The organism is Bacillus sp. 22446 (genome assembly GCF_052044955.1).
Lineage (GTDB): Bacteria > Bacillota > Bacilli > Bacillales > Bacillaceae > Bacillus > Bacillus altitudinis.
The window spans coordinates 1-23,888 of the sequence record NZ_JBQEOD010000008.1 but is presented as its reverse complement, the minus strand read 5'-3'; the positions used below and the strand labels follow the sequence as shown (position 1 = coordinate 23,888).

Annotated in this window: 21 protein-coding genes; 7 read left to right on the top strand and 14 right to left on the bottom strand. The window is 40.4% G+C overall.

Features of this window, described 5'->3' with window-relative positions; all coding sequences use genetic code 11:
• Positions 1 to 3: 3 nt before the first annotated feature.
• The 11 genes from ACTJJD_RS14650 to ACTJJD_RS14600 all read right to left on the bottom strand — a co-directional run bounded on the left by ACTJJD_RS14650 (position 4) and on the right by ACTJJD_RS14600 (position 12,164).
• Positions 4 to 537 (bottom strand): stage II sporulation protein M, encoded by a 534-nt coding sequence (locus ACTJJD_RS14650; protein ID WP_025208269.1) that lies wholly within the window; start codon positions 535 to 537, stop codon positions 4 to 6.
• The gene (locus ACTJJD_RS14645; RefSeq protein WP_041508029.1) at positions 534 to 1,241 is read right to left on the bottom strand and encodes an ABC transporter ATP-binding protein; all 708 of its coding nucleotides are present in this window, start codon (positions 1,239 to 1,241) and stop codon (positions 534 to 536) included. The genes ACTJJD_RS14650 and ACTJJD_RS14645 overlap by 4 nt, the downstream gene beginning before the upstream one ends.
• Positions 1,238 to 2,935, bottom strand: coding sequence for a hypothetical protein (locus ACTJJD_RS14640; protein ID WP_098680416.1), 1,698 nt, complete (start codon positions 2,933 to 2,935; stop codon positions 1,238 to 1,240). Before ACTJJD_RS14640 ends, ACTJJD_RS14645 begins: the two co-directional genes overlap by 4 nt.
• Positions 2,936 to 3,001: 66 nt before the next feature.
• Positions 3,002 to 3,346, bottom strand: a complete 345-nt coding sequence (locus ACTJJD_RS14635; protein WP_025208266.1) for an uberolysin/carnocyclin family circular bacteriocin — start codon at positions 3,344 to 3,346, stop codon at positions 3,002 to 3,004.
• Between the two features lie 23 nt (positions 3,347 to 3,369).
• Entirely contained in the window at positions 3,370 to 4,023 is a 654-nt protein-coding gene (locus ACTJJD_RS14630) for a YIP1 family protein (protein WP_025208265.1), read from the bottom strand.
• 154 nt (positions 4,024 to 4,177) lie between these two features.
• The gene (locus tag ACTJJD_RS14625) at positions 4,178 to 6,259 is read right to left on the bottom strand and encodes a beta-galactosidase (RefSeq protein ID WP_440608582.1); all 2,082 of its coding nucleotides are present in this window, start codon (positions 6,257 to 6,259) and stop codon (positions 4,178 to 4,180) included.
• Positions 6,260 to 6,282: 23 nt separating this feature from the next.
• Entirely contained in the window at positions 6,283 to 7,491 is a 1,209-nt protein-coding gene (locus ACTJJD_RS14620; RefSeq protein ID WP_025208263.1) for a glycoside hydrolase family 53 protein, read from the bottom strand.
• 11 nt (positions 7,492 to 7,502) lie between these two features.
• Positions 7,503 to 8,345: a sugar ABC transporter permease gene (locus tag ACTJJD_RS14615; RefSeq protein WP_007497274.1), complete on the bottom strand. Its 843-nt coding sequence runs from the start codon at positions 8,343 to 8,345 to the stop codon at positions 7,503 to 7,505.
• A 1-nt stretch (position 8,346) separates the two neighbouring features.
• Positions 8,347 to 9,585, bottom strand: coding sequence for a carbohydrate ABC transporter permease (locus ACTJJD_RS14610; protein WP_007497272.1), 1,239 nt, complete (start codon positions 9,583 to 9,585; stop codon positions 8,347 to 8,349).
• A gap of 145 nt (positions 9,586 to 9,730) precedes the next feature.
• Positions 9,731 to 10,996, bottom strand: coding sequence for an extracellular solute-binding protein (locus tag ACTJJD_RS14605; protein WP_008347347.1), 1,266 nt, complete (start codon positions 10,994 to 10,996; stop codon positions 9,731 to 9,733).
• A gap of 172 nt (positions 10,997 to 11,168) precedes the next feature.
• Positions 11,169 to 12,164, bottom strand: coding sequence for a LacI family DNA-binding transcriptional regulator (locus tag ACTJJD_RS14600; protein WP_125589256.1), 996 nt, complete (start codon positions 12,162 to 12,164; stop codon positions 11,169 to 11,171).
• 171 nt (positions 12,165 to 12,335) lie between these two features.
• Here ACTJJD_RS14600 and ACTJJD_RS14595 point away from each other — a divergent pair, with 171 nt between their 5' ends.
• Positions 12,336 to 13,235, top strand: a complete 900-nt coding sequence (locus ACTJJD_RS14595) for a LysR family transcriptional regulator (protein ID WP_017359912.1) — start codon at positions 12,336 to 12,338, stop codon at positions 13,233 to 13,235.
• A gap of 16 nt (positions 13,236 to 13,251) precedes the next feature.
• Here the strand turns inward: ACTJJD_RS14595 and ACTJJD_RS14590 are convergent, their stop codons facing one another.
• The 3 genes from ACTJJD_RS14590 to ACTJJD_RS14580 all read right to left on the bottom strand — a co-directional run bounded on the left by ACTJJD_RS14590 (position 13,252) and on the right by ACTJJD_RS14580 (position 16,945).
• Positions 13,252 to 14,928 (bottom strand): hypothetical protein, encoded by a 1,677-nt coding sequence (locus ACTJJD_RS14590; protein ID WP_041092640.1) that lies wholly within the window; start codon positions 14,926 to 14,928, stop codon positions 13,252 to 13,254.
• Positions 14,929 to 15,010: 82 nt separating this feature from the next.
• Positions 15,011 to 15,421: a hypothetical protein gene (locus ACTJJD_RS14585; protein WP_440608581.1), complete on the bottom strand. Its 411-nt coding sequence runs from the start codon at positions 15,419 to 15,421 to the stop codon at positions 15,011 to 15,013.
• A gap of 12 nt (positions 15,422 to 15,433) precedes the next feature.
• Entirely contained in the window at positions 15,434 to 16,945 is a 1,512-nt protein-coding gene (locus ACTJJD_RS14580; RefSeq protein WP_440608580.1) for a lipase family protein, read from the bottom strand.
• A gap of 85 nt (positions 16,946 to 17,030) precedes the next feature.
• On the opposite strand from ACTJJD_RS14580, the gene ACTJJD_RS14575 reads away from it, so the two are divergent.
• The 6 genes from ACTJJD_RS14575 to ACTJJD_RS14550 all read left to right on the top strand — a co-directional run bounded on the left by ACTJJD_RS14575 (position 17,031) and on the right by ACTJJD_RS14550 (position 23,806).
• Positions 17,031 to 17,531 (top strand): DUF1433 domain-containing protein, encoded by a 501-nt coding sequence (locus ACTJJD_RS14575; RefSeq protein ID WP_206115870.1) that lies wholly within the window; start codon positions 17,031 to 17,033, stop codon positions 17,529 to 17,531.
• 97 nt (positions 17,532 to 17,628) lie between these two features.
• A complete protein-coding gene (locus ACTJJD_RS14570) occupies positions 17,629 to 18,564 on the top strand; it encodes a nucleoside hydrolase (RefSeq protein WP_440608579.1) in 936 nt (311 codons plus the stop codon).
• Between the two features lie 116 nt (positions 18,565 to 18,680).
• Positions 18,681 to 19,514 carry a MurR/RpiR family transcriptional regulator gene (locus ACTJJD_RS14565; protein ID WP_034646848.1) on the top strand — a complete coding sequence of 278 codons (834 nt, stop codon included), beginning with the start codon at positions 18,681 to 18,683 and terminating at the stop codon, positions 19,512 to 19,514.
• 185 nt (positions 19,515 to 19,699) lie between these two features.
• Positions 19,700 to 21,244, top strand: coding sequence for a gluconokinase (gntK, locus tag ACTJJD_RS14560; protein WP_035390003.1), 1,545 nt, complete (start codon positions 19,700 to 19,702; stop codon positions 21,242 to 21,244).
• A 24-nt stretch (positions 21,245 to 21,268) separates the two neighbouring features.
• On the top strand, positions 21,269 to 22,597 hold the full coding sequence (locus ACTJJD_RS14555) for a GntP family permease (protein WP_079919973.1): 1,329 nt from the start codon (positions 21,269 to 21,271) through the stop codon (positions 22,595 to 22,597).
• Positions 22,598 to 22,705: 108 nt separating this feature from the next.
• Complete coding sequence (locus tag ACTJJD_RS14550) at positions 22,706 to 23,806, top strand: DNA alkylation repair protein (protein ID WP_060832774.1); 1,101 nt, start codon at positions 22,706 to 22,708, stop codon at positions 23,804 to 23,806.
• The last annotated feature ends 82 nt before the right edge of the window (positions 23,807 to 23,888 follow it).

Genomic DNA, 23,888 nt, shown 5'->3' with positions numbered 1-23,888 from the left:
CTCCTATTGAATTTTTTTTAGTAAAAAGGGCGTTAATAATGCTTCTGTTAAAGCAGCAAGTAATGTCAACAGACATATCACCATAGTAAAAAATAAAATATCCGAAAAGAAATGTTTCTTTGGGGAATGTAGCCCTCTTATTTTTAAGTAGACAAAGTCTAACAATTTGAAACCAAGTGAACCTGATAATATCATGGCAGGAATTTCAAAGATACCATGAGGAATTAAAGCAGTTAATATATATAACAAATTGTTACCATGATCGGTAATACTTTGTAAAGAGGATAAGCCTACTAAAAATCCATTTAATAATAATAAGATAGATGTCAAAATACCAAATGTAAACATTGAGAAAATGAGAAATAAATTTGCAGCAAAGTTATGTTTGAAATATCCCAGAACTGTAACTTCATCAACAGTTTCTGGACTAAGACTAGGTAGAATATTGTTAAAAATAACCCCAAGAACTATACCTGCTATGTATAAAATACTTGCTATATAAAGTATACGTTTATTTCTGATTATTATTCCTGTCATTTTAGTAAAGTATCCATATCTTTTATAATTAAATCTTCAAAGTGCTGAATGTTTGTAAGGTGATCATATTCTTTAACAAGAGCACCGTTAATTAAAATACCAACTCTATCACATAGTTGTTGAGCGATATTAACAAGGTGTGTAGACATGATCACAGTATTACCTTGTTCAGCATAACGTTTAAGAAAGTTTTTCATCATCTTTGTAGTGGGAGGATCGAACGCACCTAATGGTTCGTCTAATATTAAAACTTCAGGTTCATGAATTATGGCTCCAGCAACAGATAATTTATGTTTCATACCAAATGAAAATGTAGAAATCATATCATTCTCATTTTGTTTTAAGTTAAATTGATCTAACAAAACTTCAATTCTATTATCCTTCATTTCAGAGGGTACGTCTTGTAAGTCAGCAATAAATTCCAGGTACTCTCTAGGGGTTAAATAATGATAGATAAAAGGAGAATCAGGAACATAACCTATATACTTAAGATAGGAAGATCTCTCAGAATATATAGTTTTCTCCTTGATAGTAATATTACCTTCGTATGGTTTCATAATCCCGAGAATACATTTTAAAAGTGTTGATTTTCCAGCACCATTCGGTCCTAGTAATCCATATACCTTACCTTGCTCTATTTTTAAATTTATAGATTTTAAAATTTGTTTATCTTTATATTTGAAAGATAGATTCTCAATTTTCATGTTTTCATCTCCCAATGTTTCGTTCCTATTCTTTTAATCCAAAAATAATAAAATAGAGAAATTCCAATGAAAAATAGACATGTTCCAGTCACAATAAGTAAAAAGAATATACTCCTATCAATAATTTCAAAAGTAACGAGAGCACCTGAGACCCCATACAATTGAAGGTAAAATGCTAGTAGTACCCCAAGAATAGTATGTTCAAAAAATGAGGCTTTAACAGACGAACCAATATCCTCTAAATTTTCCCAGTCTAAACGAGGATAGAGGAAAGTACCTATCACTTGGCCAGAACCTATAATAAGACTAATTGAATTAATCATGATATACAAAATAATTTGAGTCATAGTATCTAAGTTGAATAATAATAATATAACTAAAAATAATGAATTCATTATAATAAGAATTATAGATAAATGCAGTATTGATTTTCCTGCAATCAACTTGAAGATAGAAGCGCCTGAATTCTTATAAATATATAGATTTTCGCGCTCTGCATCTGCTGAAGTTATCCCAAGCAAGCCTTCTCCTAATAAAGAAGTGTTGTAAGTTACGGCAAATAAAATTGGATAAATAACAAAAAGTTCCGAGAAGTCAAACCACTTTTGATTTAAACTAATTCCTACCAATACACCTAATTCTATTGCAATCATATTTACAGATAGCACTAAGCGTCTCTTGATAGTAAAATTAGCTCTTAATAGAGCAGTAAGATCCTTTTTTAAAATTGCGATATTTTGCCGGGGAAAGAAATTTATTAAATAATTTAAAAAAGGTAATTTGATTGGTTTTATTCTCGGCAAAAGATTATTAGGTGTTGCTTCCTTTATAAGCAACACTTTCAAAACTATTAGATAGGAAATAGAGAGTAAAAGAAATCCTAGTGCAATTAAACCTAAAGAACATATGATAAATAAATAGATATCACTTTTTGTTGAAAGTAGGTACCAGTTAGTAGGAAGCCATGTATTTGTTAATATCGTCTCTAATCTAAATACAGATATGAAATTTTCAATAGCTTCAAGAAGATCTTTTTCATAAAAGTAGTTAAGTCCGATCCAACCAAAAAAAGTAGTTGAAAGAGCAGATAAGAGTGCGATTCCTATAAAAGATAACAGACTAATTAACCTAGAATTCAAGATTTTGTATAAAAATTTAGAATAAGTGATATATGTGAGTAATGAGTAAATGCATGTAAGGCCAAAGATAAATATAAATAGTGGTACAAATGATAAAAAAAGGTATAATTTATTACTTGTATAAAAATTTATGAAAAAAAGTACAGGGAATACTATTATTGTTAATTTGAATAAAACATTTAGAAAAATTGTTGTGAAAAATCTCGATAATAAAACTTTTTTGGGATCTGTCTTTAAAGTATGTAAAAGAAGGAAATCTTCAGGGTATACATATCGATGTAAAATATCAGTTGATGATTTTAAAATATTCAAAACAAAAAAAAGAATAATAAAATTTGTACCTAATGATAAGATATGGACTGGTACATTAGGAAAAAGAGTAGTTGAAGCCTTATATAGAATAAAAAGGTAGACTAAAAAAAAGGGTGTAAAAACAAAAATAAGTCTATTTGATTTTAGTAAATTTTCGCTTGATGGGAAAAAGTAAATCAAACGGTTTAAAGTACGTCTATATGTAAGTTTAAAGTTTGCCATAAAAACTTTTTTGTTGAGCATTATATTCCTCCTAGACGAAAAGAAGGAGGAGTATAATTATACTCCTCAATTTCTTCACTTTGGATTTTACCATTCTGCAGCGTATTTTTTGCCGTGTTTTGTAGCCAATTTTTTCGCAGTAGCTACCATAGCAGCAGTGACAAGGCCAGTTCCACCCAAAACAACAGCTAATAGACTAAGTATTGTTAGGACATCGCCAGTAGTCATGATAACACCTATAGCAGCATAAGCGGTCTTGCGACTAATTCCTAAGTTTGTTGCAAGGTCTAATGCAAATTGATTACCTGAATTGAAATCAATAGAAGCTAAACTTGCAATACCTTCTGAAGAACCCATAAGGAAAGTAGCGATGGCAAAAAGAGAAACTATACTTGTAACACTCGCAATTTTAAAAAGATTGCTATTTTTCATATTTGAATTCACCTCCTTTCAGTTTACAAAAATAAGCTAGTTGAAAAAAGAGAAATAATACCTAAAGACATTGTTATACAAACGATTATGACAGTTTTTATATAGGAAATTTTGTGTATTTCTTTAATTGCAATACACCCTAGAATGGTAGACCACCAAAAAAAGGGGTCGATGATAATATTCAATATAATATCAATTGGCTTTTGAGAATTTGGATAAATAACTGAAAATGCAAAATCACTACCTAAAAAGAAAGAAAAGATAATGAGAATTATAAATTTGATAGCAACCGGTATGATAGAATAAATAAAACTTGGGAAAAACTCTTTAGCAGTAGCAACACCACCAAATAATATCCCAATGATATGTATTATAAAGAAGCTTACAAGAACCATTGCTGTAAATTGAACAATCCCTAATGCTAGTGTAATCATCATAATGAGTATGCTCATATCAGCAGTATAATCAATCCCATTTGTTTTAAAAGAATGATTAATTAATGTAGAGATTGTGGGGAAAATAGCTAAATAAAACCCTAAAAACAGACTTAACACAGCCAGGAAAACAAACCAAGAATGACGATAATTTTTTTCACTAGAGTATTTGATTAAGAGAAAGTTCTTAGGAGAAAAGACGAAATGATGTATTAGAGTAATAAAGTTGTGTTTATTATCCATAAATGCTCCTTGATTCAAAAAGTGTTTTTTTGCTAATTCTCACAAATAATGTATCATGTTTTGCCATATTATTTCAAGTTGGAATTTTGTTTATAAGCTGAATTTAAGCTGAATTTAAGGTTGGTTCTTGCATAAAAAGAAAAAAAGAATGTCTTTAAAGACATTCTTTTTTTCTTTTTAATATAAAATATTCATAGGCATCTAGTATTATTTTTCCTGTTAAATTTGAAGAGTGGAATGCATCTTCATAAGTGATTTGATCTTCTAACAAAATTACCTTTTTACTATCTGTAAAATTCATCATAAACACAAAGTCCTGCGATCCATCAGTGCGTTTCTGGACGCTGACGCCCTCTGGAATCGAAGAGGAGAGGATCGGTTGTATGCCTATTCCTGTGATGAGATCTTCGTAAAAATCATCATAAAACGCTTGCTCATTTTCAGAAGCCATATAGTATGCTTTCCCTTTGCCAAATGGACGAACAGTAAGGGCGGGCTGTCCTTCATAGCAGCCATTCTCAAAATGCCCTAACACAGAGGCTGATTCTGGGTGAATGGACTCGCAATATTGCCCGACATGATAAGTGCGTCCATTTCCTGTGGTCATTAAGACGTGTTCATCTGGCATCAATGTGTTGATTTCCTCTGCCCAAATACCAAGTACATGGCGGAGAGGACCGGGGAAACCACCAAGGAAACAGAGGTCGTTTTCATCGACCATGCCGCTCCAGTATGTTGCCACAAAAATGCCGCCCTCTTTGACAAATGCTTCGATCTTTTCTGCCACACCTGGTTTGATCATGTAAAGCATTGGCCCCACGAGCACTCGATAGGATGAGAAATCCTTTTCCATCCCGACAATATCAACAGGGATGCCTTTTTTCCAGAAGCTTCGATAATGAGTTTGACAAGCCTCTACATAGCGTTTGTTGGTATTATTTAAGCCCTGCGCATCATCAATCGCCCAATGGTTTTCCCAATCATATATGATGGCGACTTCTGGTTGAACGGATGTACCCGCAATCGGCTGAAGCTGCTCCAGCTGTTTTCCTAAATCAGCGACTTCTTGAAACACACGCGTGTGTTCATGTCCTGAATGATCCACAACGGCTCCGTGGAATTTTTCAGAGGCGCCCCGGCCTTGCCTCCACTGGAAATAAAGGACGGAGTCGGACCCATGGGCAATCGCCTGCATGGCAGAGAGGTGTGCCATTCCTTTATGTTTCACCTTATTCACTTCATGCCAGTTCACGAGGCTTGGTGTGCTTTCCATCACGAGAAACGGCTGACCGCCCTTTAATGAACGATACAAATCGTGAACGAAGGCGACGTTTGACGCTAATTCTGCAGTGGTTTCTCTGCCGCTATGCCATGCTGGATAGCTATCCCATGAGATCACGTCGACTTCTTTTGCAAATTGATGATAATCCAGTCCAAGGAATGGACGCATATGCGGATAGTCGCCCATAAAATTGGTGGTTACTGGCACATGAGGTGTTAATTCTCTCAGCGGTTCAATTTCATTTTGATAAAAATTGATCGTTTGCGCTGTGACAAAACGCTTCCAATCTAGGTTCATGCCATGAATCATGTGCTCGCCATGAGGGGCTGGTGACTCGATTTGCGACCAATCGGTAAAGGTGTGGCTCCAAAATCCCGTCCACCATGCTTGATTCAAAGCTTCAAGGTCATGGTTGTATTTGTCTTTCAAATAGTCTCTAAATGCTTCTTGGCAAAGATCACAATGACATTCACCGCCGTATTCATTTGAAATGTGCCACATGATTAGCGCTGGATGATCCTTGTAGCGTTCAGCGAGCAAACGATTGAGTGTATTCGTTTTTTCTCGATAAACTGGTGAGGTAAAGCAATGATTATGGCGAAGTCCGTGTAAGTTACGCTGGCGGTTTGCTTCAACGCGTAAGACTTCTGGATATGTTTGCGAGAGCCAAGCAGGTCTTGCTCCGCTTGGCGTGGCGAGAATGGCGTGAGCTCCCTGCGCTGCCAAGCGGTCCATGATATCATCCAGCCAGGCAAAATCATATTCCCCTTCTTTTGGCTCGAGCTTGCTCCAAGCGAAAATATTGATAGAGAATGTTTGACAGTGTGCAAGCTTCATTAATCGAAAATCTTCGTCAATGATCTCCGGCATATGGAGCCATTGATCAGGATTATAGTCGCCACCATGCAAAAAGCCTTTCACATTTGGGTGAACGAGTGGGTAACGCTTTCCCATTTTGTCACGTCCTATCTGTTTAATTACGGTGTCATTTGTTTAAATACATCAAGAGAAGGCAGGGCTTTTCCGTTGAAATCAAACATGGCCTGATTTTCCCAAGCATTCCCGACTGTCCCGGTTGTTTGAATATAAGCGAGCCCGTATTGACTAGACCACGGAGCACCTTTTGCTGGAATCCAAAGCGGCTCCCAATAAAAGAACCCTTTCCCGCGATTGTTTTTTACTTGTGAAATTTTTTCTGATAGATCTCGTATAAAAGATGCCTGCCCTTGTGGTGATGCTGGATAACCGGCTGTATTGACTGAATCTTGGTTAAATGAGTTATCGAGGTTGTCACCATTTGCTGTTGTAAAGCCGTAGGCGGTTTCTACCACGATGACATCTTTGTTATAGCGGGCGCTAATATCATTCATGTTGTTAGTAAGACCGCTAAATCCCCCGTCCCAATACGGGTAGTAAGATAAACCGATCGTATCGAACGAAACGCCTCGTTTGGTGATTTCATCAAACCACCAGCGAGATGCACCATTGTCCCCTCCATGTGCAAGATGAAGCATGACTTTGATGTTTGAATCGACAGAGCGGACAGCATTTGTTCCCGCTTTTAGCAAAGCAGCGAGCCGGTCAAATTCACCGCCGCCTTCACCCCAGCTCTTTCCGTTGGGCCAAAGCATACCTGAATTCAATTCATTCCCGACCTGTACCATATTTGGCAGGGCGTTTTGTGCTTTCATCGCTTTGAGCACATCGTTTGTGTAAGTGCCAACCGCTTTCTCTAAATCGCTTTGGGAGAGATTGGTCCAAGCTTTCGGTTTGAACTGTTTACCGGGATCGGTCCAGAAATCACTGTAGTGAAAATCAAGCAGCACTTTCATGTTTTGTGCTTTTGCACGTTTCGATAGAGCAATGGCGGTATTTAAATCGTTAGTCCCGCCGTTATAGGCACGGCCTTGGTTGTCGTATGGATGGTTCCAGAGTCTGATGCGCACATAGTTGACACCTTTCTCTTTTAATAGCTTGAGCGGATCAACCTGCTGCCAGTTTTGGTTGTAGTATTTGCCGCCGCTTCGCTCCACTTCTGCGAGCATGGAGATATCGGCTCCTTTGATGAAATCACCTTGCAATCCATTGATCGGTTTCACCGAAATCGTATCAGCCTTTGCTTCAGGCAGAATACCTAACCCCATCAGAAAGAAAACGACAACAGTGACAAGCAACCATTTCTTCATCAAATCTCCCCTTATCCTTTTGTCCCGCCTTGTGTGAGGCCGGATACAAATTGTTTTTGTAAAACAAGAAACAATAAAGCAACTGGAATCGCAATGAGTAAAGCCCCGGCTGCAAAGGTCGTGTAGCTGGCACCCATTTTGTCTGATACAAGATTGTATAGACCGATTGGGAGCGTATACATTTCGGGTGAGCGGACAATGACACTGGAGATGATGAAATCACCCAGCGGTCCTGTAAATGAGTTGATGGCAACAACGGCTAAAATCGGCTTGGCAAGCGGCATAATAATTTGGATGAAAATCCGGAAATGCCCTGCGCCATCCATTCTGGCTGATTCATCGAGATCCTTTGGAATCGCATCAAGATAACCTTTCATTAAATACGTATTCATCGGGATTTGTCCGCCTGCATAAATCAAAATCAATGCGAGGTGGCTGTTAATGAGTCCAAGCATTTGAGCCAATACAAAAATGGCAATTAGTGCTGAAAATTGAGGAATCATTTGCAGCAGCAAAAAGAGCATCAGTCCATTCTTGCGTCCTTTGAATCGGAACCTAGAAAAGGCATAACCTGTAAAGCTAACAAGGATCAACGTTAAGAGCATAGTCGCAATACTGATTTTCATTGAGTTCCAATACCATTTTGCATAAAGTGCTCCCTGACCGAAGAAGAGTTCTGTAAAGTGGCTGAACGTTGGATTCTTCGGAAACATGCTTGTGCTCATCAGGCTATTCCCAGGATTAAAGGAAGCGCCGATCGTCCAAAGAAGTGGATATAGAATACATACGGAGGCGATGAAAAGGATGAAATAAGTGATACTCAGACGAATGAGCTTATTCTGTTTTGATCCCATATCACATCATGTCCTCCTCTTTGAATGAATTCGTTCTCTTAAACTGCCAAAGTGCAATGGCAATGACGAAGATTGACAGTAAGATCGTAACAGCGGCAGCGAGTGCATATTGAGAAGACTGCATCGTCAGTTTGTAAATCCAAGAAACCAAGATGTCCGTTCCCCCAGCAGTTGAGCCAGCCACAGGCGGCCCCCCGCCATTAAATAAATAGATGATATTAAAGTTGTTAAAGTTAAACGTATATTGCGTGATTAATATAGGTGCAATTGAATAGAGGACAAGCGGTAATGTAATGGAACGGAATTTCTGAAAGAAATTTGCCCCATCAATGGTTGCAGCCTCGTATAAATCTTCAGGAATGGCCTGCAAAACGCCAGTTGTCATAATGAACACAAAAGGAAAACCAAGCCAAGTCTGCATCGCAATAAGAGCGATTTTGCTCCAAAATGGATCTGTCAGCCATGGTTTTGGATCAATTCCAATCGATGCAAAAAGGGTATTGTTAATCGCACCAAACGTGTCGTTAAACAATCCAGCAAACACCAAAATGGTCACAAATCCTGGAACAGCCCACGGCAGAATCAAAATCGTTCTGAAAAACCGTTTTCCTTTTAAATCTTTTTGATTGAGCAGAACCGCTAGGAAAATGCCGACAGCACATTGAAGGGTCGATGCAGCCAACGTCCATACGACCGTCCAGCCTAGTACATCAATGAATGTGTCTCTCCAAATATCGATTGAAAAGATATTTTGAAAGTTTTTGATGCCTACCCAATCAATGAGATTGGCAGGAGGCGAGTGGTATAAATCATAGTTTGTAAAGGCCAGCGCAAAGCTGAACATAATAGGAAAGACAACAGAGAATAGAAGTAAAAAGAAAGCAGGAGTGCTCATTAAGTAAGGAAAGCCTTGGTCGATGAGCTGATGGTATTGAGCACGGATGGAATGAAGCGGAACCCCTTGATCACGTTTCTTTCCGTTCATAAATGCATCTCGTATCATGAGTACATAAAAACCGATGCCAAAGCCAGCTGTTAAAAGTGCAATAATTCCTTTTGCTAAAAGGAAAACAGAGTTGTCACGAGGCAGCATCGTACCAAGTGTGAACAGCCCCCAGAAGCCAATATTGAATAAATCATAAAACACTACTAGAAAAGAAACGCCAAACAGGAAAAAGAGTGCCCCTTTGCCATACTGTTTGTTGTATATTTGCCCCATCCCGGGTATAAGAGAGAACATTAGCGCCCGTCTCCGGTGTGTCTTTGATTCCACTATGTGTGTGCGGTCTAGTTCAAGGTTACCCGTCACGTCTAACACCTACTTCATATGAAATTAGATCAAGTGCAGGCAGCATGATAGATGAACAGCTACCTGCGCTTGATGTTTATTTGGAGTGATTCGCTTTAATTTGCGAGTCGATTTGTTTGACCGCATCATCAAATGCTTTTTTCACATCGGTACGGCCAGTCGCAATCAGTCCTAATGCACTGTCAATCGGCTTCCACACCTCTGCCATTTCTGGATTGTTCGGTGTCAGCGTGGCATATTTCGTTTGCTTTGAAACAGCATCCGCATTTGCGTTTTCAGTAATGACTGGGTCTTTCATCAGCTTTTTCACTGGTGGAATTTCCTCTGTGACTTCAAAGCGCTTTTTCGAATTTTTTTCGTTCGTGATAAACTCAACAAATTTCTCGGCAAGTTCTTTATTTTTAGAATAAGAGGAGACGTTGTAGCTCTTTACACCTAAGAACGAGCTCATATGTTTTCCGTTAGGGAGTGTTGGCAGTTCCGTCACGCCATAGTCGATACCCGCTTCTTTATAAGGACCAAATGACCATGGACCAGAAATCACAGCCGCTGCCTTTTTCTCAGTGAATAAGGAATTGAGGACATTGATTCCTTGCTCACCAATGATGCCTTTCGGGAAAAGACCTTCGCTAAAGAATGTCTGAATGTATTTTCCGCCTTCGATGGCACCATCGTTATTAAGACCAATATCATTGACGTCATAAGACCCATCGTTTTTCTGTTTGAAAATATAGCCGCCTGAACCGCCTAATACACTTTGTGCGTAATAAATTTCATCCCACTTCGCAACAAAACCGTATTTCCCGTCCTTTGTCAGCTTTTTCGAAAGGTCATACCAGCCATCAAGTGTCGTTGGTGCCTTTTTCACAAGGTCTTTGTTATAGAAAAGCACAGTGGTTTCAACGGATTTTGGCAGGCCATACAGCTTACCATCTACCGTTTGTGATTGAATCGATTCGTCTGTGAAGGAATTGATTACTTTTTGATCTGGTTTGATTTCTTGTAACAATCCCTCTGTGACAGCTGATCCAATTTGGTCGTGAGGCATGGTGATGACATCTGGACCAGTGCCGGCTGCGCCATCAAGACGAAGCGCTTCAATTTGGTCGGCATATGCTTTTTCGACTACTTTGACTTTCACATCGTTTTGTTTTTCAAATTCTTTGACGGCGTCTTGAATCCCATCAGACTTTTTGACATCCTCCCACACTAGCAAGGTCTTTGTACCTGTAGATGCCGGCTGTGTACCGCTTGAATTGTCATCTCCTGGTCCGCATGCTGACAGTAGCAGCACAGCAGTACCAACGACTGCCGATAATGTCGCCCATTTTCCCTTTTTCATTCGTAATCCCCTCTCGTTCTTTTTTCACAGATGATAAGAAAACGCTTTCTTAATGTGAGAATATCAACTTGAGTAAAAAAAGTAAACACATTTTATTAAATTTATTAAGTAAAATTTTTTACTGAAATAAAGAGAAAAGAAGCCCACCATATACGGCAGGCCTTCCAGCTGTTTATATCGTGCTTTTCCGAAAGACAGGTTCTGAGGCAATCAGCACGGTTTTTGGTAATGTTCTGCCATCAACAAGTCTTTCTAAAAGTAAATCGACAGCTGTTTCGCAAAGTAAAGAGGTATGGATGTGATAAGTTGTGAGCGGTGGTGACACATATTGAGAGACGTGAATATCGTTGATACTAAAGACACTCACTCGATTTGGTAAAGAAAAACCGCGTTCATTTAATGCTTGTAAACAGCCTATCGCAAGAGGATCACTTGCGACACAAAAAGCGGTTGGCAGGTGATCGCCGAGCTCGTCGATCGCCTTCATCATCAATGAATAGCCTTCATCTACAGAGAAGTGGTCGCCGATATAGACCAATTGTTCATCCAGTTTGTTGTGTGCTGTCATGTACTGGCGGAAGGTCGTTTCACGAATATCTGGAATCCGCCTATTTGTATTGAGATCAAGATCTGTCCCGCCAATAAATCCGATGGATGTGTGCTGTTTTTCGATAAAAGAATCAATAATCTTTTCTACAATTCGTTTCAGGTTTGGTTTCACAGAATCAAAGCGGTCTTCATCTGGTGATGTATCAATAAAGACGATATGTTTTGTGATCGCATATAATTGATCAAGCTCAGTTTTTTTAAATCGACCGATGGCGATGATGCCTTCTGTAGAAGGATCAATCGATTGAAGACCATCAGACGGGTTGTAAGCGGTAACATTTAAGCTTCTGGTATTGGTGAGTTCCTCAATGCCTAGACGAATGGATTTAAAATAAATATCTTCAAGCTCTTCTTTTTCGGTCATCCAATAGAGAAAGGCAATTTTTTTTAGTGAATGTTTGAATGTCTTTTTTTGATAGGACAAAGCTTCTGCTGCCGCGTATACTCTCTCACGTGTTTGATCCGTAACCGATAGGTTGGGATCTTGATTCAATACGCGAGACACGGTGGCGATGGATAATCCGGCTTTTTCCGCAATGTCCTTTATTTTAGCTGCCAAGTCAGCACCTCCTATAGAAAATATCTCCTTTCAGTATAGAGTCTTTAAAAAAATTAGTAAATATTTTTATTAAATTGATTGGTTTAGACTGTTCTTTACGAGTTGGAAAGGAATTAGTAAAATATATGTATTGAAGATGTAGGATTAAGATTTCTGATAGGAGAGGGACAGATGTATTATGATGCACTGAAGACATTTGTGACAGTTGTGGAAGAGAAGAACTTTACAAAAGCAGCCCAGAAGCTGCGGATTTCTCAACCTAGTGTCAGTCTTCACATTAAGAACTTGGAGCAGGAATTTCAGACGGTTCTGCTTAATCGTTCGCCAAAGCAATTAACGGTGACGCCAACTGGGGATATGCTGTACCATCGATCAAAACAAATCATTCGTTTATATGAACAGGCGAAGCAGGATATTTATGAGCATCATCATCTGGCACGAGGGAAGCTCACGATTGGAGCGAGTTTTACCATTGGGGAGTATGTGCTGCCGCAAATTTTGGCACAATTTCATCAGCTTTATCCGCATGTTGATATTGAGGTAGTCATTGATAATACAGAGGCGATCGCTAGACATGTTCGGTTGTTCCATGTCGACATCGGACTGATTGAAGGACAAACCAATGACAAAGAACTCTCTGTAGAAACGTTCCTAGAGGATGAACTGTATATCGTTGCCCCATTAGACCATCCGTTTGCAAAGAAAAAGGATGTCACCATTGATCAATTGCAAAATGAAACATGGATCACAAGAGAAGAGGGATCTGGGACAGGAGAATACTTACAGCACGTCCTGAAATCAAATGGACTGAAAGCGCGGACTTTTGTGACATTTAGCAGCAATCAAGCGATTAAAGAAGCTGTCATTCATGGAATGGGGCTGTCTGTTTTATCTAAATATGTGCTCCAGCGGGGCAGCATTGGCGGGGAATTGGCTGTCATTTCTGTGAGGGGAATGGACTTTAAACGGACATTTTCATATGTTGAATCCCCGATGACAGGTGGGAATAAGAATAAGGAATTGCTTGTTGAGTTGTTGAGAAAAGAGAGAAAAGACGCTTCTCCGCAGTAGGAGAAACGTCTTTTTTTTATAATCCTTTGATGTTGATTTCATCGACTGGTAGGAAAATCTCACCTGTATCTGTGTACTTCATGGTGACTTGATCGCCTTCTTTTAAATAAATAATAAGAGGCTCTTTTTCAGATGACATGGTGTAGTTTTTCCCATCGTCTAGTAAGAAGGTGACGGTTGTATAATCACCGGTCTTTTCCTTATACACCCTCTTCACTTTGCCTGTTGACTCTTTCTTTTCTTGCTTTGATGAACTATTGACGGTACCGCCGCCTTTTTGAAGAGCTGTTTTATAGGCTCTTAGTGCTTCGTTTGGTGTAGAAGCGTATGCGGCGATCTCAGGATTGGCTGCCGAAACAATAAAGTAGTTTTGCAGGAACCCGTTTGAATCGAGAACAGGTGTAAGCCAGCTGGCTTCCCCGTAGAAATTATAAAGAATCGGCATGCGGCCCTTCCATTTCTTCTCGATAAATCGTTTCTCAATAATTTGCAAAGCTCCCTGTGAATCCATGTAGGATTCTTCAAGATTACCCGTATAATACGTAGCTTTTCCTGTTCGGGCATTTGTCAGTGCATACCCGAGCATGGAATCAACGCCCTCTTTTGGACTGGTGAAATCTGTGAAGTAATACATATCCCCTTTTGAATCAAACACTGGACTTACATTGGCTTCCGTTCCCTCGTCTGAAGGCAGCTTCACATCTGATTTTCCAAACATACTGTTCCAGAAACCATGAACATAGTTGCCGAAGTAACTATTTTGCAGACTGACGGCCTCTGGCGAAACAGCGCCATCAATAAAGGCTGGTACTTTGTCTAAGGAATATTTCTTCGTTTCACCCGTTTTGGCATCCACAACAACCACACCTGAAGCTTTAAACCCGTTTCGTGCAGAGATGAAATCTCCAAATGTTTGGATGTAATAAGGCTTGCCATCATCATTGATCTCGAGCTGCGTATCTCCATAGAAAATCAAATCTGGATACTGAAGACGGATATGCCGCTCAATTTCCTTATTGAAATAGGAAGAAGGCGTATAGACCATCTCGGTTTTCACAAACTTTGGATTGGCAGATGAGTCGGTCGCACTTAATGTAAAGTAACCTGGTGTGCTACCAGAACGAATCCATTTAAAGAAATCGGAGAACTCGACGGGTGCGATATACACATACTCACCATTGACCTTCTGAATTTGCAAGCTGCCAAGCTCGTAGTAGCTCGTGTTTGGCACCTGTCCGAACGATTTCTTCATCTTATTGCGAGCAAATTGCGGTGGTACACTCGCAGGTGTTTCTGTCTCATCAAACGCTTTGATTTCGACTTTTTGATCCATCTTAGACACGTCGAATTTCTCATTTGCATTGAATAGAAAAGCGGTTGCCATATAAACACCGAGCAACAATAATATGAGAAATAAAACGCCCTTGATCTTCCGCTCCAATCCCACTGATAAAAAGGCACCTGCTGCTGTCACAACAAGTCCAATGAGCCACAGTGATGATGGGTTGCGGTCTAAATTGGTGATGTAGTAGAAGCCGAAAATCCCGATGATAAACAGCAGGGCAAGTCCCGCAATCCACATAAGCGGCACCTGTTGTTCAGTCCCTTTTTTTCTAACGATTAACCTGAGTGGTGTGAGCAAAAGGGTCAGGACAAGACCGATCACAACCGAAAATAACAACATATATCCCACAAACAGATCTCCTTTCAAATCAATCACTCTTTTAGTATATACGAGTGAGACGGGGAAAAGATTCACCGGATGGCAGGTTCATTTAAATGCCGATCGAGTCGATGGCGGATTGAACATCTTCTTTCAGCTCAAAAAATGTGAGTCTTTGTTCGATTTTTTCGATTAAGGCGTCAATGGCTTCACCTGACATATGGGTTTGGATGTTCTTTTGATGTTTGTACACGTTAATCAGAAGGTCATCAATCAGATCTACTATTTTTTTGGCTTCTTGGCGATCCTCTGCAAATTCATTTTGAAGTTGATGCCGGATGGCTCTGATCAGCGCTGTTTTCTGTTCTTCTTTGATCTTTGCCTTCAAAGCAGCCAGCTCTGCTGGTGTCATGTCTTCCGTGTTAAAGTTTGCTTGAGAGAAGATGGAGCTTGATGTATGCGTATCTGTCATTCTTTGCAAAAAACGATCTGCATCTGTTGGTTGTTTCTTTGAAAATTCCATTTGTCGTACTCCTTAAGAAATACCCATGTTCTTGGCTAGGGCCGTATCTGCATCGTGGTATTGTTTTCCTAGCTGGCTCATATCATCTGATATTGAGTCCAACCACCTTTTCATATTCATCGCATGATCAATCGCTGCATCATACTTTTTGACCGAATAGAACTCATTTTCAAGACCCTCTGTTTTTAAGTGGCGAATGACAGCATCCACATCTGAAGCCGTCAGCTGATCATACGAGCCAAAACCGACAATTTGTTTGTATCTTGAACGAACGCGTTCCACTGATTGATCCACTTTGTCATCGAGTTTCTCAATTTTGCGAATGATTTGCTGCATATGGTGCTCGGCATATGTGGAGAATGTACGACCTGTGTTCATAAGAACATGCGACTTGATTAAAATCGCTACCACACTTTGCGGGTGAACATTTGATTGGTTCAATTGATGTAACATGGCGGCAGTGAGAGAAGGGTTTTTTCTCAACATATCATCAATGGTTTGAACGGAGCCATCTGACGAAAAGGAATACCGGTCTAAGCCATGGCTGCCGGCGAGGGCTTCAAGAAATAAATTCGCATCAAGTGAAGGATTCACACTCATTGCCCGATTGAGGAGATTTTTCATAAATTGGACGGCTTTTGAGGAGTCCTCAGTGTAATCGACGCCTTCAGGTAAAGCGGCATCATACATCACTTTCACACGACCGATTTCTGTCGTATGACGATTTAAGAGAGATAGCCCGTCATTGAGATTGATATATTCTGTTAATCTACTACGGTAATCACCTTTTAATGCTTTGGCTTGCAGACCATCCGATAGATTTGGGTAAATATTCGGATTCTCAAAGGTGACCCCGCCTTTAATAAAATCATTTTTGACAAGAACATAAGAAGCATTTGACCCGCCAAGTGAATGCCCTGTCACATACATCTTCGCATTCGGCATTTTCTTATGGATCTCTTTCGCATACCGGTCCGCCTGCACCATTTGATTCTCTGCGCCGTGTTCAAAAGGGATATTTTTAATCAAATACTTCGTATCTGAAATCAACCAATCTTGTACAATCTCATTTGTATAGGTCGTTGTCCCTGTCGTCACCTTCGTCGTGACTTCCTTTGACGTCTGTGACTGGCTAAAAGGAGGCAGCTTTGTCAAAATGGTAGAAAGAAGATCATCTGACTCTTTTTTTCCATGTTTTTTAATGGTATCTTTATATTGGCCTGCCCCAATCGGTTCTGAGCCGCGGTAGGCGATGACGGCGTTTTTGATTTTTGTGAGGTCTTTGCCTTTACCGGATCTAATATAGTCATCCGTTGAAACGAGAGTCAATGCGTTAAGTCCTTTTTCTGTTTCTTTATAGTCAATAACATACAATTTCCTGTCCTGGCTTATAGCTATGTCACTATATTTTTTATAATTATCTATTTTATAAGATGCATTCGAAATAAAATTATAGTCTTTGTCGCTAAGTTGAAAGTGTGATCTATTTTTAGACAAAATTGTCACTCCTGTAATATTTATCATGAATATTATAATTTAAAGTATATTAAATATCTATAATATGAGCGAGAAAATCTATTAATAAAATATTTGAAGGTGGATATTTTTGATGAAAAGCACGTTGAAAATTGTATTTCTTTTGTTCACTATTGCAATCATTTTGGTAGTGACACTTATACTACAACAATTTAAGGAAAAAAAATCAAGTGATTCTGGAGGTAAGACTATCGTGGAAGAAAAAAGCGATCAAGTTAAGGCAGAAGAATTCGCAGAAAAGATGAAGCCAAAAATTGAAGAACGCCTACATAAAGAAGATATTCACAATTTTATTAAAACTATTACATTTAAAAAGAATGTATCTATAAGCCCTATGGGTTATATCACAGTTGATGGATATATAAATAATGATGCAGAAAAATATCACTTTTCTGCATCATTAATATACAAAACTAACGAAATCGGTTCGATGAGTCATTCCCCTGATTTATCAGATCGTTTTATAGACTGGGATGAATATAAAGATGAACCTAAAGTGAAAGAAAATTTTTTGAATAGTCTCTCTAAAAAAGAACGTGAACAGTATCTCAAGGATATTGGAGAAAAAGAGTAAAAAACATCCGTTATCAGTTTGTTCCCTATAAATGATGACTAAAGTAATATGCTATTAATCAATAAAAACACTTTCATTTAAAGGAGAGATTTCATCCATGGCAAATAAAAAGAAATTGATCTTGGATGTAGACACTGGAATTGATGATGCGATTGGTATTTTGCTTGCAGTGAAAAGTAAGCGGTTTGATATGTTGGGGATCACAACGGTGTGCGGGAATGTGTCTGTTGAAGCGGCGACGTTGAATACGTGTAAAGTGCTTGAGCTGGTTGAGGCAGAGGAAATCCCTGTCATCAAAGGTGCAGCGACGCCTCTTTTGAGAGCCCCTCATTATGAACATCGGGTGCACGGGGAGGATGGAATTGGCGGCGCTTTAAAGGACGCCCGGCCTAAGAAGACCGCAGATGAAGGTTTTGCGCCTGATTTTATCATTGACCAAGTGCTGAAGTATTCGAAGCAGGTTACGCTTGTGTTGACAGGACCGTTAACGAATTTAGCCCTTGCGGTAAAAAAATGTCCTGAGCTGATTCATCACGTGAAAGAAGTCATTTTTATGGGGGGTGTCGTGCAGGGACAGGGGAATGTCACACCGGTTGCGGAATTTAATACATATGCAGATCCAGAAGCGACGAAATTGGTGCTGGAGGCTGGTTTCCCTTCACTGACTCAAGTAGGGCTGGATGTCACGAGACAGGTCTTGTTAACGGATGAGAGAATTGATGCCATTCAAAATGAAACGTTAGCTAGTTATATCAGAGAGAGCACAAGCATTTACCGCCAGCGCTATTTTGAGCGGAATGGGGTGTGGGCATGTGCCATGCATGATCCGCTTGCTATAAGTCTTTCAATTGATAAACAACTTGTGAATACACAGGCTTTTCATGTAGAAGTGGAGACGAAGAGTGAGTTCTGCGATGGTCAAATGATATGTGATTTACAGCACCAATGGGGAAAAGATCGCAACCTTCAAGTGTGTATGGATGTAGATGCTGAAGGGTTTTTTGATTTAATGATCAAAGTCTTGAATTCTTAAAAAAGAAGTCTGTGCAAACAGGCTTCTTTTTTATAAGATGGGAACATGAGGAAATGTATGCGCTCACATGAATGAGGAAGGAGTGAAGTCAATTGGCTTCTGTCAGTTTAAGTAGTATGGATAAGATAAGGGCAGCAAGCAGAGGATTGCCGCCAAAACTGAAAGCAATTGCTGAGCACATTACGAGTGAGCCCCGCGACATCATCCATTTGTCGATTGTCGAGCTTGCCAAAAAGACAGCGAGCTCAGAGGCAACGATTTTTCGTCTTTGTAAAAGGCTTGGATTTGAGGGGTATCAAGATTTGAAGATTGCTATTGCCCAGGAAATAGACCAAACGAAGCCTGATTATGTAGATGAAGAGATGAGTCTTGACGATGATACTGCCGTTTTTATGCAAAAGGTATTTCAGGCGAACATCACTGCATTAAAGGATAGTTTTCAATTGTTGAATCCAGAAGATGTAGAAAAAGCCGTACAATTAATCCATGAAGCAGAGCGCTTAGAGTTTTATGGCAGCGGTGGGTCTGGTCTCATCGCCACAGATGCTTTTCACAAATTTATGAGAACAGGCATCAACTGTATTGTTCATACAGATTCTCACTTTCAAGCGATGTCGGCAGGTCTGCTTGATCAAAAGAGCACAGTGCTTGGTATATCTCATTCTGGTCGAAATAAGGATTTACTGGATGCGATGAAAACAGCTAAGGAAAAAGGAGCGAAAACCATTGGCATTACAAGCTATCAGCGTTCTCCATTGAGTCAGCTTGCAGATGTCACGCTGTATACATCAACGCAAGAAACGGCTTTCCGAACGGAAGCGATGTCCGCTAGGCTTGCCCAGCTTACTGTGATTGATGTGCTATATTTTGCGCTTGCACATTTAAGGCAGCAGGAAACTTTAACAAACTTAAAGCAAATGAGAGAAACCATTTCTCAAAAAAGAGTGTAATGGTTTCAAAAATAAATTTTTCTGTTAGTGATAAATGCTGTTGTGGTAACGATTCTGAGGTTTTTAGTGAAAATTATTTTCTTTTTGAGCGTTGAATGTCGAAAAAAATATTCCTATAATGGGATTTATCAGGTACACCGGCACCACGACAATTTATTTCAAATCAATGATTGGGCGTGATACAGATGAAGGGAAACCAGGCGGTAATTGGTTTGGATATTGGAACAACAAGTACAAAGGCGGTTCTATTTGGACCTCAGGGGAAAGTCATATCAAAGCATTCTGTTCCTTATGACCTCATTCACCCCCAGCCAGCATGGGTTGAGCAGAACCCTGAACATATTTTAGATGCTGTGATTGCGAGTGTAAGAGGCGCATTGACGAAAGCAGCATTTGATGCAAAAAACCTCATAGGTGTGGGGATTAGTACGGCGATGCATTCCTTAATCGTCATGGATGAGAATGGAAAAGCATTAACAAACAGTATCATTTGGGCTGATAACAGAAGTGCAGAACAAGCGAAACGAATCATAACGGACTTAGATGGCTTTCAAATTTATAAAAGAACCGGAACACCGATCCATCCAATGTCACCGCTTTCAAAAATACGATGGATCAAGGAAATGACACCTGACGTCTTCAATCAGGCAGCAAAATTCATTTCCATCAAAGAGTATGTTCTTTATCATTTCTTTGGTCAGTATGTGGTCGATTATTCAATCGCATCAGCAACAGGACTGTTCCGATTGGAAACGCTTCAATGGGACGAGGAGGCACTACGTATTGCAGGAATTCAGGTGAATCAGCTGTCTGAACTTGTTCCAACGACGCATCAGCTGCGTGGGCTTCAGCCAGAAATTGCGCTGCGAATGGGCATTGAAGAAGATACACCATTTGTTGTGGGTGCAAATGACGGTGTACTAGCGAATCTTGGTGTTGGTGCGATTGGCAAAGGTGAGGTAGCAGTCACGATTGGGACAAGTGGTGCAGTACGTACAGTCGTAGATCAGCCAATTACAGATGAGCAATCAAGAACATTTTGCTATGCATTGACGGACAAGCATTGGGTCGTCGGAGGACCGACCAATAACGGCGGAATTATGCTGAGATGGCTCAAGGATGAATTTGGGTCTTCCGAGGTGGAGGTAGCAAAGCGTCTAGGTGTAGACCCTTACGATCTAATGATTGATATTGCAGAAAAGGTTCCAGCTGGCTCAGAAGGGCTGCTGTTTCTACCATTTTTAACAGGTGAGCGTGCACCTTATTGGAATCCAAACGCAAGAGGCACGTTCTTCGGGATCAGTCTTCAGCATAAGCGCGAGCACTTTATTAGAGCCGTGTTAGAAGGCGTCATTATGAGTGTTTTCTCGATCGGTGTGGCACTAAGAGATTTAACAGGTCCAGCGAAGGATGTCAGGGCTTCTGGTGGATTTGCGAGATCCCCTCTATGGCGACAGATTTTGGCCGATACGATGGGCAGAGAAGTGCTCGTACCAGAAAGCTACGAGGCTTCCGCACTTGGGGCGGCTGTCCTTGCACTTCATAGTTTAGGTCATATGGAAGAGATAGAAGAGGTGCAGGAATGGATTCGTATTTCTGCCCGCCATGAACCAAATATGAAGAACAACGAAACATACATAGAGCTATTTTATTTATATGAGCGTCTCTATGACAAACTGAAGGATGAATTTGATGTCATTAGTGCGTTGCAATTAAAACAAAATCGTTAAACATCGGGGAAAAGGTGGGAGAACATGCTTTTATTCATTGTGATTGCGGCGATTGTCCTTTTACTCATTCTCATTACAGTCGCTAAGTTGAATCCGTTTGTGAGTTTGATCATTACCTCTATGCTAGTAGGCTTTGCTACAGGAATGGATTTACAGGAAATCATTCAATCGATTAAAACGGGATTAGGGAACACGTTATCATTACTGGCGATTGTGCTAGCGCTTGGGACGATGCTTGGGAAAATGATGGCTGAGTCAGGGGGCGCTGAGCGGATCGCTCAAACACTAATCAGTCGTTTTGGGACGAAGAATGTGCATTGGGCGATGATGTTTGTAGCCTTTATCGTGGGGATACCTGTCTTTTTCCAGGTCGGATTTGTTCTTCTCATTCCCTTACTCTTTACCATTGCGATTGAAACGGGCATTTCGCTCGTGACGATTGGGATTTCATTAATCGCAGGCTTGTCTGTTGTGCATGGGCTAGTCCCGCCTCATCCAGCTGCAATGGCAGCAGTAGGCATCTATCATGCCAACGTGGGGAAAACGATTTTCTTTTCAATCATCGTCGGTTTGCCAACAGCTATTATTGCTGGACCGTTGTATGGTAAGTGGATTGGAAAACGAATACATAAACCAGTTCCAGAGATGCTCAGAAAGCAATTCACGGAACGAAATGCTGATCGGAAGCTTCCTGGTTTTGCGAATACGATGTTTACCATTTTGGTGCCGGTCATTCTTATGCTGCTTGCCACGTTGGCGGATATTATTTTGCCAGAGGATAGTATGTGGTATCAGATGTTCAAGTACATTGGAGATCCCATAACAGCTTTATTGATTGCAACAGTGTATTCTTTCTTTAGCCTTGGCTTTATACAAGGGATGAGCCGTGACCGAGTGCTGTCATTCAGTAACGATTGTTTGGGACCGATCGCTTCCATTCTGCTTGTGATTGGTGCAGGCGGAGCGTTCAATAATGTACTGATCGATTCAGGCGTTGGGGATTATATTGCTGATTTAGCCAAACACTCCCCAATCTCACCGATTTTACTTAGCTGGCTAATTGCTGCGGTTATTCGTGTGGCAACAGGATCAGCTACAGTATCCATGATGACAGCGGCCGGAATTGTAGCCCCAATCGCTGCATCCATGCCGGATGTGAGCAGAGAGCTGCTTGTTTTAGCAACAGGAGCGGGTTCACTGATTTTGTCTCATGTCAATGATTCTGGTTTTTGGCTGATCAAAGAGTATTTTGGTATGACCATCAAAGAGACGTTCTTGACATGGACGGCTATGGAGACCATCATTTCCGTTAGCGCCATTGCATTTATTATGATTATTAATATGTTTATATAACGGGACAACAGCTCAATTCTTCGGAATTGGGCTGTTTTAGCTTGTTGTTATGCCGCTTTTGACAATTTAGGATAAAATAATGATATTGAGCTATGGGAGGCGGACACGATCGAACCTTTAAAACATGTATATAATGAACCATTTATTCAACATTTAGCAGAAAAACTTGCGCAAGCGTCAAAGGTATTTGATGCTGATCACTTTCAGCAGCTCGTGTTTCAAGAGGATTGGGAGCAACTGGAGTTAAAAGGACGAATGAGAAGAGTGACTGAATCGATGCACGCCTGTCTGCCTGAGGATTATGAGAAGGCAATCGATGTACTGCGTCAGACAGCACCGCATTTTACAGGGCTCAGTGCGCTCGTATTTCCAGACTATGTCGAGACATATGGTGTTGACCATTGGGATATCTCGATCAAAGCACTTGAATTCTTTACACCGTTTTCCACTGCTGAATTTGCCGTTCGACCTTTTCTCATACAAGATCAAGAGAAAATGCTGGCGCAGATGCTTGTGTGGTCACAGGATCAAAATGAACATATTCGCCGTCTCGCTAGTGAAGGATGCAGGCCTCGTTTGCCGTGGGGATTATCCGTCCCTGCGCTGAAAAAGGACCCTTCTGTCACGCTGCCCATTTTAGAAAATTTGAAGTCAGATTCGGCCAAGTATGTGCAAAAAAGTGTGGCGAATCATTTAAATGATATTTCTGCAATTCAGCCAGACCTCATGAAGCAAATGGTGAAAAGCTGGTATGGAACCAATGAACATACAAACTGGATTGTCAAACATGCATCCCGTACGTTATTGAAAAAAGGCGATCCAGATATCATGGCTTTATTTGGCTATGGAGATGATCCGTCTATCCAAGTAACGGATTTGAAGGTGACGCAAGACCCCGTTCGTATTGGAGAGAAGCTGACCTTTCATTTTATTCTTCAGGTTGATAAGCCATTAAAGCTGCGCGTAGAGTATGCCGTTGATTACGTGAAAGCTCGTGGTACACGCAATCAAAAGGTATTTAAAATCACAGAATTTGAAACAGGATCGGCGCTGCATAGAGAATTTGTCCGGTCACAGTCGTTTCAAAATATGACAACGAGAAAGCACTATGAGGGCATTCATACATTAACCATCATCATCAACGGCATCCCAAAAGCGTCTGTTGATTTCGAAGTCACAGCAGCTGCTCATGAAAAAACCCGCCACTGAGGCGGGTTTCAGCGTGTAGACAAACCCTCGCATTCGGTGTCAGTCCTGCGCGCTGGTGCTCACGAATGTCAAATTCGCTCCG

Excerpts from the sequence above, each read along its gene's own strand:
- ACTJJD_RS14595 (WP_017359912.1), top strand. The coding sequence starts at position 12,336 with ATGTATTATGATGCACTGAAGACATTTGTGACAGTTGTGGAAGAGAAG.
- ACTJJD_RS14650 (WP_025208269.1), bottom strand. The coding sequence starts at position 537 with ATGACAGGAATAATAATCAGAAATAAACGTATACTTTATATAGCAAGT.
- ACTJJD_RS14615 (WP_007497274.1), bottom strand. The coding sequence starts at position 8,345 with ATGGGATCAAAACAGAATAAGCTCATTCGTCTGAGTATCACTTATTTC.
- ACTJJD_RS14640 (WP_098680416.1), bottom strand. The coding sequence starts at position 2,935 with ATGCTCAACAAAAAAGTTTTTATGGCAAACTTTAAACTTACATATAGA.
- ACTJJD_RS14645 (WP_041508029.1), bottom strand. The coding sequence starts at position 1,241 with ATGAAAATTGAGAATCTATCTTTCAAATATAAAGATAAACAAATTTTA.
- ACTJJD_RS14565 (WP_034646848.1), top strand. The coding sequence starts at position 18,681 with ATGGATAAGATAAGGGCAGCAAGCAGAGGATTGCCGCCAAAACTGAAA.
- ACTJJD_RS14585 (WP_440608581.1), bottom strand. The coding sequence starts at position 15,421 with ATGGAATTTTCAAAGAAACAACCAACAGATGCAGATCGTTTTTTGCAA.
- ACTJJD_RS14605 (WP_008347347.1), bottom strand. The coding sequence starts at position 10,996 with ATGAAAAAGGGAAAATGGGCGACATTATCGGCAGTCGTTGGTACTGCT.
- ACTJJD_RS14625 (WP_440608582.1), bottom strand. The coding sequence starts at position 6,259 with ATGGGAAAGCGTTACCCACTCGTTCACCCAAATGTGAAAGGCTTTTTG.
- ACTJJD_RS14620 (WP_025208263.1), bottom strand. The coding sequence starts at position 7,491 with ATGAAGAAATGGTTGCTTGTCACTGTTGTCGTTTTCTTTCTGATGGGG.
- ACTJJD_RS14630 (WP_025208265.1), bottom strand. The coding sequence starts at position 4,023 with ATGGATAATAAACACAACTTTATTACTCTAATACATCATTTCGTCTTT.
- gntK (WP_035390003.1), top strand. The coding sequence starts at position 19,700 with ATGAAGGGAAACCAGGCGGTAATTGGTTTGGATATTGGAACAACAAGT.
- ACTJJD_RS14570 (WP_440608579.1), top strand. The coding sequence starts at position 17,629 with ATGGCAAATAAAAAGAAATTGATCTTGGATGTAGACACTGGAATTGAT.
- ACTJJD_RS14635 (WP_025208266.1), bottom strand. The coding sequence starts at position 3,346 with ATGAAAAATAGCAATCTTTTTAAAATTGCGAGTGTTACAAGTATAGTT.
- ACTJJD_RS14610 (WP_007497272.1), bottom strand. The coding sequence starts at position 9,585 with ATGTTCTCTCTTATACCCGGGATGGGGCAAATATACAACAAACAGTAT.
- ACTJJD_RS14580 (WP_440608580.1), bottom strand. The coding sequence starts at position 16,945 with ATGATAAATATTACAGGAGTGACAATTTTGTCTAAAAATAGATCACAC.
- ACTJJD_RS14555 (WP_079919973.1), top strand. The coding sequence starts at position 21,269 with ATGCTTTTATTCATTGTGATTGCGGCGATTGTCCTTTTACTCATTCTC.
- ACTJJD_RS14575 (WP_206115870.1), top strand. The coding sequence starts at position 17,031 with ATGAAAAGCACGTTGAAAATTGTATTTCTTTTGTTCACTATTGCAATC.